Annotated in this window: 8 protein-coding genes and 2 pseudogenes; 5 read left to right on the forward strand and 5 right to left on the reverse strand. The window is 72.6% G+C overall.

All coding sequences use genetic code 11. The features are described from left to right. Position 1: 1 nt before the first annotated feature. Entirely contained in the window at positions 2-1180 is a 1179-nt protein-coding gene (locus tag ACIGNX_RS22595) for an MFS transporter (RefSeq protein ID WP_396542643.1), read from the forward strand. A gap of 23 nt (positions 1181-1203) precedes the next feature. On the opposite strand, the gene ACIGNX_RS22600 is transcribed toward ACIGNX_RS22595, so the two are convergent. Continuing rightward, complete coding sequence (locus ACIGNX_RS22600) at positions 1204-1365, reverse strand: hypothetical protein (RefSeq protein WP_396542644.1); 162 nt, start codon at positions 1363-1365, stop codon at positions 1204-1206. 321 nt (positions 1366-1686) lie between these two features. On the opposite strand from ACIGNX_RS22600, the gene ACIGNX_RS22605 reads away from it, so the two are divergent. Together ACIGNX_RS22605 and ACIGNX_RS22610 are read left to right on the forward strand one after the other, a co-directional pair. Continuing rightward, positions 1687-1809, forward strand: coding sequence for a hypothetical protein (locus ACIGNX_RS22605; protein ID WP_396542645.1), 123 nt, complete (start codon positions 1687-1689; stop codon positions 1807-1809). A gap of 173 nt (positions 1810-1982) precedes the next feature. Further along, positions 1983-2834 carry a fibronectin type III domain-containing protein gene (locus ACIGNX_RS22610; RefSeq protein ID WP_396542646.1) on the forward strand — a complete coding sequence of 284 codons (852 nt, stop codon included), beginning with the start codon at positions 1983-1985 and terminating at the stop codon, positions 2832-2834. A gap of 325 nt (positions 2835-3159) precedes the next feature. Here the strand turns inward: ACIGNX_RS22610 and ACIGNX_RS22615 are convergent, their stop codons facing one another. Further along, the gene (locus tag ACIGNX_RS22615) at positions 3160-4332 is read right to left on the reverse strand and encodes a glucuronoxylanase (protein ID WP_396542647.1); all 1173 of its coding nucleotides are present in this window, start codon (positions 4330-4332) and stop codon (positions 3160-3162) included. A gap of 748 nt (positions 4333-5080) precedes the next feature. Next, positions 5081-6478 carry an endo-1,4-beta-xylanase gene (locus ACIGNX_RS22620; RefSeq protein WP_396542648.1) on the reverse strand — a complete coding sequence of 466 codons (1398 nt, stop codon included), beginning with the start codon at positions 6476-6478 and terminating at the stop codon, positions 5081-5083. Between the two features lie 604 nt (positions 6479-7082). Between ACIGNX_RS22620 and ACIGNX_RS22625 the strand changes: the two are divergent. Next, positions 7083-7622, forward strand: a pseudogene (locus ACIGNX_RS22625) (SDR family NAD(P)-dependent oxidoreductase); the annotation flags it as partial. Positions 7623-7917: 295 nt separating this feature from the next. After that, positions 7918-8307 (forward strand): hypothetical protein, encoded by a 390-nt coding sequence (locus ACIGNX_RS22630; protein ID WP_396542649.1) that lies wholly within the window; start codon positions 7918-7920, stop codon positions 8305-8307. Between the two features lie 35 nt (positions 8308-8342). Here the strand turns inward: ACIGNX_RS22630 and ACIGNX_RS22635 are convergent, their stop codons facing one another. Then, positions 8343-9335, reverse strand: coding sequence for an RNA polymerase sigma factor RpoD/SigA (locus tag ACIGNX_RS22635; protein WP_396542661.1), 993 nt, complete (start codon positions 9333-9335; stop codon positions 8343-8345). A 673-nt stretch (positions 9336-10008) separates the two neighbouring features. Then, positions 10009-10277: pseudogene (locus ACIGNX_RS22640) on the reverse strand (glycogen debranching enzyme); the annotation flags it as partial.

Here is a 10277-nt window from a genome sequence, read left to right on the forward strand (position 1 = left end):
CTTGCGCGGGTACGCCGCGGTGTGGCGCGTGCCGGGCGCGCCGTTCCTGCTGGTCGTGGGGGCGGCGTCCCGGTTGGGCGCGGGCATGGCGCCGCTGGCGCTGCTGCTGCTGGTGCAGCAGGCGACCGGAAGGTACGCCTACGCGGGGATCGCGGGTGGCTGCTACGCGCTGGCGGGCGCAACCGCCGGTCCGCTGCTGGGGCGGCTCGCCGACCGGGTCGGGTCGCCGCGCGTGCTCGTCGCGACCGGGGTCGCGCACTCCCTGGTGCTGCCGGTCCTGGTCCTCGTGCGCGGGTCCACCGCGGCGGTCTGCGCGCTGGCCCTGCTGGCGGGCGCGACCTACCCGCCGTTGACGGCCGTGGTGCGCGGTGCGTGGAACGGCCTGACGTCCGGCCGGCTGCGGGTCACGGCGTTGGCGGCGGAGACGGTGGTGTTCGAGCTGGTGTTCGTCGTCGGACCGCTGCTGGTGTCGGTGTTCGTGCTGGCGGCGACTCCCGCGGCGGCGCTGATCGGGTCGGCGGTGATCACGTGCGCGGGCGCGGTCGCGCTGGCGTTCAGCACGGCCCTGCGCCACCCGCCCCGCGCGGCGACCACCACGGGCTGGGGACCGTTGCGCGTGCCGGGGTTCGTGGCGGTGCTGGTGTGCGTCGGCGCGCTGGGGGTGGCGTTCGGCATGGTGTCGGTGACCGTGCCCGCGCACACCCGCGGGTCGGAGGGCGCGGCCGGTGTGCTGCTGGCGCTGTGGGGCCTGGGGTCCGGTGCCGGCGGCCTGTGGTTCGGCACCCGCCCGCCCACCGCGTCGCCCGCGCGCCAGTTCGCGTTCCTGCTGTGGCTCAACGCCCTGGCCACCGCGGTGCTCGCCCTCGCGCCCGGGCCGGTGGCGCTGGGCGTCGCCATCACGGCGGCCGGCCTGGTCATCGCACCCGCGTTGACGGTCTACCTGTCGATCGTCGGCCGCATCGTGCCGTCGGCGATGCTCACCGAGGCCCACACGTGGGTGGCGACGCTGCCGGTCGCGGCGAACTCGGCCGGGGGCGCCGTCGCCGGGCTCGTCGTGGACCACCCCGGCGGCGTGCCGTGGTCGTTCGCCCTCGCCGGGCTGGTCATCGCCGCCGCGGCGGCCACGGCGGGACGTGCCTCGGGGCCGATCGGACGGGTGGAACGCCGGGTCCCGTCCTGACCTCGCCCCGCCACGACGCCCGCTCACCGGTGCTGCCGCAGGTCAGGGGTGTCACCGGCGGCGGCCATGCGTTCCCCGCGCCCGCCGTCGCCGTCGAGCAGTTGCAGACCGGGCAGCGGCCCGCACGAGCGTCCGAGATCGGCCCGCACCGGAGCCGGCTCCGCCGCGCCCGAACCCACCTGCACCCGGCCGACCCCGGTCAACCGGGCGGACGTTCGCGGTCAGCGCGCCGGCCGATGACGACGCGGGCACCGAGCGGGGCGGCCGGGCCGCGTCAGGCGAGAAGGCTCGGAGCCGGGTTGGCCGCCGTTGTACCGGTGCCGGCGGGCGATGAGGGCCGACGGCCGGGATGAACGCCGACGGTCGGCTGGAACCGGGCTCCGCCGCGAGCCTCGCCCGGCATCGCGCCGCGTGCGAGGCGTTCGTTCGGTGGTTGAACGCATAACCGCCCGGTGGCAAGATCGGGACACGCCGCCGATGCCATGCGACTCGATGGGGAGCAGCAGATGGTCAAGGCACTGCGCCGTGATGCCCTCGCGGCGGCGCTCATCAGGGTCGCCACGCTGGTCCCGGCCACCGTCGTCGCGGCGGAGGGCGCGGAAATCACCGGACCGCGCAGGCCGCGGTGAACGCGGTCGCGACCGGCGACCACGATCTCGACCGGCCGTCGTCATCGTCGGCGACAAGGCGGCGAGGGGCACCGGAAGCACCCTGACCACCGCCACCGTCAAGACAACGCCGGGTTCCACCAGTCGGAACCCGGTTGGCCGACCGTGCCACCAACGAAGGCGAAGGGGTAATCGTGCTGGGGAGAAGACTTGTCATCGGGGCCGCGGTCGTCGCGGTGTTATCCGGCGGCGTCGCGGTGGGGACGGCGGCCGCGGGAACGGTCGGGCTGGGGCTCGACTACACCTGCGGACCGGGGGTCGTCGTGCACGCCGACGTCACGGCCGTCGTGCCCGACGAGGGGATGGCCGGCGGGAACGTCCCGTACGTCGAACCCGCCTACATCGACGTGGACGTGACGTTCGCCCTCGACCGCGCGCCGGCCGGCGTCCGGATCGACGGGGACAGCACCGCGTCGCTGGCGGCGACGGTCGTCGGCCCCACGGGGACCACGGCGACCGCGGCCGCGCTGAGCTTCGCGCCGACCCTGCTCACCCCGTCCGGCGGGCCGGTGAAGGCCGCCGGCGGGTTCCCGCAGCTGGGCCTCTACCCGGCCGGGAACTACGCGATCCACCTGGGCGACCTCACGCTGTCCCTGCGGCCGGAGCGCGCGGACGGGACGCCCGCGGGCGCCGCGACCACCGTGACCTGCCGGCACTCCGGCACCAACGACCTGCTGACCGTGGTCAAGTCCGAGTCGAGCATCATCGAGCACCCGGTGCGGCCGTCGCAGCTGCAGGTGACGGCCGTGACGCCGACCAGCGTCTCGCTGAGCTGGTACTCGACCTCGTGGTGGTTCCCCACGATCGGCTACGACGTGTTCCTGGACGGCGTGAAGGTCGCCTTCGTGACCGACAAGCAGGCGACGCTCACCGGGCTGAGCCCCGACACCCAGCACCGCGTCAAGGTCACCACCAAGGACTCGTACGGCTTCTCGTCGCCGAAGAGCCAGGGGCTGGTCTTCGCGACGCCGCCGCGCGGCCGGTAGTCCCGCCCTCACCGTCGCGGTCCGCTCGCAGCGGTCGTGGACCCGGGAGTCCTTCGCGGCCTCCCGGGTCGAGGCGCTCCCCGCCGCCCCGTACCTGCGGGTCGTCCGCGCGGCCGGTAACCCGCGGGGTCGTGGTGGAGGTGCGGTCCGACCGCCCGTGGCGACCGGACGAGCGCGATCACGAGGTGTCGTGGCGCGGATCGGCGGGTCAGCCGTCGGCACAGGCGACGGCCTCGCCCCTCGGTCCACGGCCCGTCGCCGACGATCCGTCGGCGCGCGAGTTCGCCACCGACCACCACGTGCGGGAAGGCGGCACCCCCGGCCGTCAGCCGATGACGAAGGTCCTGATGCTGTGGGCCGCCAGCTGGGCGCCGAAGGCGCCGTTCGACATCGTGATCGTCGTGTCCTGGGCGAGGGTCCGCGTCGCGGTGGTCACCCAGGTCGGGATCGTCGCGGACGCGATGTCCCGGACGGTGAACGGCAGGTACACCGCCGACGAGTTCTTGTTGACGGCCACGATGACGACCCTGGACCCGCTCTTGAACGCCGTGATGTAGACGTTCGACTGCGGGTTCGCGGTCGCGGTGATCCGCTGGTGACCGGGGCGGACCCACTTCGAGAAGTGGGCCATGTTGGCCCCGCGCTTGCTGATCTGCCCGTCCTCGCGCATCGGGCCGTACGAGCGGCGGATGTACCACCACACGTAGGTCTGGAACCGACCGTGGACCAGCGCGCGGTGCATGTGCTCGCCCACGTCGAGCGCGTTCGGCCAGAGGTCGGCCGAGTCGGTGCTGTTGGGGTGGTAGACCTCGGTCATCCACAGCTCCTTGCCGCCGCCCTTCTCGCGGAAGAGCGGGTACGGCAGGTCCTCCGGCCTGGTGCCGTAGAGGTGCGCACCGATGATGTCCACGTTCGCCAGCGCGGCGGCATCGTTGAGGATCGGGTCGGAGGTCCGCTTGAGGTACTGGAACGACTCGGGCGCGATGACCCTGGTGTTGATAGAGCCCGCGTTCTCGCGCAGGAACCGCACCATCTCGTCGGGGGTCCACGCCGTCCAGTCGTGCGCGTAGTCCGGCTCGTTCTGCACGGAGATCCCGTACAGGTCGACCCCGTTGTCGCGCATGAACGTGGAGAAGTCGTTCAGGTGCTGCGCATAGGCGCCGTAGGCGTTGTAGCGCAGGCGCTTGCCGCCGGAGAAGGTCTCGGTCATCGAAGCCGGCGGGTTCCACGGCGAGGCGAAGACCTTGGCCCCGAGCTCACCGGCGCGCTTGGCCGTGGCGACCTCGCGGCTCCAGGTGGCGCGGTCCTCGGGGACGGGGATGCGCAGCACGCTGAAGCCCAGCTGCCCAGCGCCGTTGCCGAAGGCCGTCTCGCGCTGGGAGGCGGTGAGGTCGCCGATCCAGCCGGGGTGGTTCATGCCGCCGAACCCCAGGATCGTCTGCTGCACGACCGACGGTTCGACGAGCACACCGGCCTGCGCCGAAGCGGGTCTCGCCACCGCCAGTGCCGGTAGCGCGACGCCTGCCGCCAGCAACGACCGCCGCCGCAGCAGGCCCGGACCCGGTTCTCCGGATCGGTTTCCACGTGGTTCCACGGTTCCTCCACGAGATCGGTCTTGTTCGGGTTCGGCCGTCGTCGGACGCCGGGCGGAGTGACCGCGCGAGCGGGCGGCGGTAAGCGATTCACGACGGAACCGGGCACCGGAGAACACGCGTCCCGGGCGAGCGGGGGCAGAGGACGGCCGGCCACAGGACGACGAGAACTCCGGGCACAGGACGATTGAAACGATTCGATTCCTGGTGACCATACGCGGGACGAGTCCGCTGAAGCAATGCTTGAGCGCTGTCGAACGAATTCGACATACCCGCAAGGCTTTCCGGGCACGGTCCGACAGACCTGAAAGGAGCATCCGCTGCGTGGGCCGGAAGAGCGGCGACCACTGCGACACCGAGTGGCAGTTGATCCACCACGGTGACCTCGGGTCGGTCGCGCAGCCGCGACGAGGTGGAGAACGAGATGTCCCGCCGTAGCGACGGGTTCTGCAACACCGAACGCACCCGGGAGGATTTCAACCCCGACGAGCGCGAAGCCGCCTGGCGCACCGGTCGTTGCCCGCGTTCAGCCCGAGCGCGGCACAGTCGACGGGAAGCCGGCTCGAACGGAGGTCGCCCCCGTTCGAGCCGGCGGAGCGCAAAGGCGCTCACGACACGTCCGCGGCTGTCGTGTCCGGGCACGACAGCTCCCGGTCAGCCGCCGATGGGCACGAGGGTGAACCTCTGGTTGATCTGCCCGTGGCAGTCGTACAGCTGGACCTGCGCCCCGTTGGCGGTGCTCCAGACGTCCAGGCAGCGCCCGGACTGCACGCCGGTGATGGTGCCGTTGGAGTTGACGTTCCACTGCTGGTTGGTCTGGCCGTTGCAGCTGTAGATCTGGATCGCCGCGCCGTTGCCGGAGCCCGCGGCGTCCAGGCACATGTTGCCGTACACGGTGAGCTGCTTGCCCGTGGTGTACGTCCACTGCTGGTTGGTCTGGCCGTTGCAGTCCCAGAGGTTCACCCGGGTGCCGTTGTTGTGCGACGCGTTGGGCACGTCGATGCACCGGTTCGACTGGGCTCCGACGATCTGGTTGGCGCCGGTCGGCGGCGGGCCCGTGGTCGTCGTGGTCGTGCCCGTGGTCGTGGTCGTCGAGGTGGTCGGGGCGGCGTTGAGGGCGTTCAGCACCGACGTGTACGCGGGCTTCTTGTTGCCGCCGCCGTCGAACAGCAGCGGGCTCTCGCTGGAACGCCACGAGTCGCTGTCCCGCACGCCCCAGACGGTGATGCCGACGCAGCGGGCCACGTTGAGGCACGCCTGGGTCAGTCCGGCGTACTGCGTGGTGGAGGCGTTGGTCACGTCGACCTCGGTCAGCGCCACGTCCACGCCGAGCGCGGCGAAGCTCGACAGGGTGGTCTGGAAGTTGCCCGGCAGCGAGCTGCCGCCGGTGAAGTGGGTCTGCAGCCCGACGCAGTCGATCGGCACGCCCCGGTTCTTGAAGTCCCGGATCATGTTGTAGACGCCCTGCGTCTTGCCGTACGACCAGTTCTCGATGTTGTAGTCGTTGTAGCAGAGCTTGACCGACGGGTCCGCGGCGCGGGCGGTGCGGAACGCCACCTCGATCCAGTCGTTGCCGGTGCCCTGCAGGTTCGACTGCCGGCGGCTGCCGTCCTCGTTGAACGCCTCGTTGACCACGTCCCAGTGGACCAGCTTGCCCCTGTAGTGGGCCATGACGCCGTTGATGTGGTCGATCATCGCCTGCCGCAGGCTGCTGCCGGACAGGCTCTGCATCCATCCCGGCTGCTGCGCGTGCCACGCCAGGGTGTGCCCGCGCACCTTCAGCCCGCGCTGGGTGGCCCAGTCGTAGATCCGGTCGCCGGCGCTGAAGTTGAACTGACCGCGCTGCGGCTCGGTCGCGTCGGGCTTCATCTCGTTCTCGGCGGTCACCATGGTGAACTCGCGCGCGGCGATCGTGGTGTACGTCGAGTCCCCGAGCCTCCCGCCCGCGATCGCCGTGCCGAAGTACCGGCCCGACTGCGCCGCCGCGGCACCCAACGTGCTCGCGGCCGCGTTCGCCGACGAGATCATCACGGTTGCCGTCGCCAGCGTCACGACACCGACCGCTCCCACGGCCAGCGCCCTGGCGATGGGCGGTCGTGTCCGCGGGGCACCACCACGATGGGCAGCGTTGCCTATCGTCATCATCGTCCTCCTCTAACAGGGACCCGGGCCGTCTTCGCACAACGACCGGACGTCATATAGAAGGATTGGCGAAAGCCGATGCTGCCTCCTCGACGCCGGCCGGCGCAATGTTTTGCGCAACAGTTGCGCACGGTCGACAGGTCCCTGGCGGACGGCGGTTGTCGCCGTCGCGTAATTCAGCCCAAGAAATCCCAATTTCCCCGTCAACCGTTCCGAGGTTTTCCCGCAGCAGAACTCGACCCGATCCTTTCCGCGACAGCCGAGGAGGTCCCCACCGGATGCCCCGGCCCCTCGCCCCTCGGTTCCGGAATGGTGATCGCAACCGCCGACCGGCCGAAGGGTTGGCCGCGTTCCGGTCCACCGTCATCGCGCCGATGGACCAGGACGGCGACGGGCAGGTCGACCCGCGTGGGACCGCCTCAGCGCTCGACCGGGTGAGTCGGGACACCCAAGCCGTACCGGGCCGCGGCGCCACCCCCGCCCACCACGAGCACCGCCACCCCTCGTCACGAGCGGGTCGAGCGGCATCGGCGCGGCGATCGCGGACGAGCTCGCCGGTCACGGCGCGAATCCGGTGTTGGTGGCGCGCGACGCCGGACAGCCGGAGAGGACCGCCGCCGGCCTCCGCGAGCGGCACGGGGTGGCGGTGCCGGGCGTGGCGCTCGACCTCGACCGGCACGACGCTCCGCACCGCCTGGTGGAGACGATCCGGGAGGCGGGCATCGAGGTGGAGATGTTGGTCAACAACGCCGGCACGAGTTCGCGGGCGGTGGTGGCGGACAGCGATCCGGCCGCGTTGCGCCGGCTGGTCGACCTCAACGTCGGCGCTGTGGCCGAGTTGACCGCGATGCTGGTCGCGGAGGTGGTCCGGCGGGGGCACGGGTCGGTGGTCGACATCGCCAGTACCGGGGCCTACACCCCGGCACCCCACCTGGCGGCGCACGGGGCCTCGAAGGCGTACGTCCTGTCCTTCACGCAGGCGTTGCGGGCGGAGACCAGGGCCAGCGGTGTCAGGGTGGTCGCGGTGAGCCCGGTGCCACGCAGACCCCGATGAACTCCCGACCGGCCCGGCGGATGCGTCAGCCGGTCCAGGTCGCCCGCACCGCGCCGGCCGCCCTGGCGGGACCGGACCCGCCGTGGTCGACGGGGGCCGCAAGTCGACGGGGGCCGCAACAAGGCGACCGCCGCCCTGGTCCGCCTGGTGCCGCCGAGGTTCATGGCCGCCCTCGCTTTGCGCGTGATGACCCGCTGACACCACACCGCCCGCCATCGCGGGCGCACGCCGGCCACGTGGCGGACCTCCGCCGACGGTCGAGGCGGCCCGGCGCTGGCTCCCCCAGGTGCCGGCCATGCTGGTGCCCATGCGGAGTGGCTCGCCGGGGGCGGCCCGGGTCGTGGTCGGCTGCGCGTCGCTGCCGGCCGGGAGCTGGCTCGGGGGTTGGTGCGGGCCCGGGAACCCGGTGCCGGTGATCCTGCCGATCGCGTCCTGGGACCCCGCCGAGCGCCTGGACTCCTGGATGGCGCGGCGGATCGCGGAGACCTACTCGGACGACCGCACCGCGGCGCTGGTCGCGACGCGCAAGGTGCTGCCGGTGCTGGACGGCCTCGACGAGATGGCCGAACCGTCCCGCACCGCGGCGGTGCGCGCGATCAACCGGTGGTTGCCGAGGGACGAGCCGTCCCGGTGCCGTAGTTCCCCGCGGCAGTCTTCCCGAACCTGTGAGACCGCGGCCGGGTGACCGGTCTTTCCGCGCACCCGACCGCCGGGCCGCGGTCAGTTGGTCCAGGCTCGCAGGGCCTGGTTGCGCTGCGGGTCGCGCAGCTGCCGCAGGGCGTCCTTCTCCAGCTGGCGGATGCGCTCCCGGGTCAACCCGATCTCGGCGGACACCTCCTGCAGGGTGCGCGGGCGGCCGTCGTCCAGGCCGTAGCGGCGGGTCATGATCAGCGCCTGTCGCGCGGGCAGGCTGCCCACCAGCGCCTTCAGCTCCGAGACCAGCCCGTCGTGCTCCAGGCCCTCCCACGGCTGCGCGGCGTCGGCGTCGGCGATCAGGTCGGCCACCGACGCGGCGCCGTCGTCGCCGATCGGCGTCTCCAGGCTGATCGTGGTGCGCGCCGCGGCGCGCAGCTCGACCACGCGGTCCACCGGCATGCCCGCCACCCGGGCCACCTCGTCCGGGGTCGGCTCGCGGTCGGACTCCGCCCGCAGCTTCCGCTCCGCCTTGTGCACCCGCGACAGCTCCTCGCCGACGTGGACCGGGATGCGGATGGTACGGGTCTGGTCGGCCAGGCCGCGCTCGACGGCCTGGCGGATCCACCAGATCGCGTAGGTGGAGAACTTGTAGCCCTTGGCGTAGTCGAACTTCTCCACCGCGCGGATCAGGCCCAGGTTGCCCTCCTGCACCACGTCCAGGAACGGCAGGCCGCGGAACGAGTGCTTCTTGGCCACGGACACGACCAGGCGCAGGTTGGCCCGGATCATGTGGTCCTTGGCGCGCTCGCCGTCGACCGCCACCGCCCGCAGGGCACGACGCCGCTCCGGCGGCAACGCGGGGCCCTCGCCGTCGTCGGACCGGCGCACCAACTCCGCGGCGTAGACACCGGCCTCGATCCGCTTGGCCAGGTCGACCTCCTGCTCCGCGGTGAGCAGCGGCGTCGCACCCACCTCGCCGAGGTACCGGCCCACCAGGTCCAGCTCCGGCGCCCCCTCCCGCCGCGGCGCGTCGGAGCGCACCGGGCGAACTGCTTCCGTCGTCGACGACACGGCCATCTCCTCATCGGGTCGCGCCACCGAGCGGCCGGCTGTGCGTCGGCGGTGGCGAAGGGGGGAATCGGCGATCCGCGAGTGCGGTACGCGCGCCCCGGGAGGGGCAGCCTCCTCTCAACGACACCACCCCGGCCCGAATTCCCGGATCGGCCGGGGGAACGACCTTTCCGGGTACCGCGGGCGCGATCTCCGGCACACCCGGTGGTGCGGCCGGGCCGCCGCGATCCGCAGGGCACGCGGTACGGGGCAGTCCTCCGGCCGCCCGGCGGGAGGAGAGGCCGATGGCGGGTCCGTGGTTGTCGGGCGACGAAGCGGACGCGGCGGAGGAGCCGCGCGACGCCGTGCCGGTGGCCGTCGCGCGGTGAGCCGTGGCGCCCGCCCCCGGGGTGAGACCGAGGACACCTCTCCGGGGGAACAGCGGACCGGGCCGAGCCGTTGTACGAACTGGTCGGTGCGGTCCGTGTCCCCCGGGCCTCACCATTAACGCCTTCGCGGAACACCGTTCGGCTGGAGCCGCGTCGAGCCACTCGCCGAGAGGCGACCGCCGCACCGACCCCTGATCACGCCCCCGGTCCACCGCACTCCCCCCTGCGGTGAACCGGGGGCGTCCGCACGTCCGGGGAGTCGGTGCCCGGCGGTCGGTGCCCGGCGCGTGCGGTGCTCCGAGCTCAGCGGGTCACTCCACGCCCGTCCGCTGCAGCACGACGAGGGAGCGACCGGCAAGGGTCAGCGTGCCGCCGGCGGGGATCGGGTCGCCGCCCGGCTCGGGGGACGTCACCGTGCCGGTGGCGGTGTCGACGACCACCGTCCACTGAGGCCCGTAACCGGGCTCCGGCAGGACGACCTCGACGTCCTCGTGGTGGGCGTTGAACGCGAGCAGGAACGAGTCGTCCAGCACCCGCATGCCGCGCTGGTCCAGGTCCGGGATGCCCTCGCCGTTGAGGA

Source organism: Actinosynnema sp. NPDC053489 (assembly GCF_044544865.1).
Lineage (GTDB): Bacteria > Actinomycetota > Actinomycetes > Mycobacteriales > Pseudonocardiaceae > Actinosynnema.

Coding starts and splice junctions, on each gene's coding strand:
- ACIGNX_RS22605 (WP_396542645.1), top strand. CDS start 1,687: ATGGTCAAGGCACTGCGCCGTGATGCCCTCGCGGCGGCGCTCATCAGG.
- ACIGNX_RS22630 (WP_396542649.1), top strand. CDS start 7,918: ATGCTGGTGCCCATGCGGAGTGGCTCGCCGGGGGCGGCCCGGGTCGTG.
- ACIGNX_RS22635 (WP_396542661.1), bottom strand. CDS start 9,335: ATGGCCGTGTCGTCGACGACGGAAGCAGTTCGCCCGGTGCGCTCCGAC.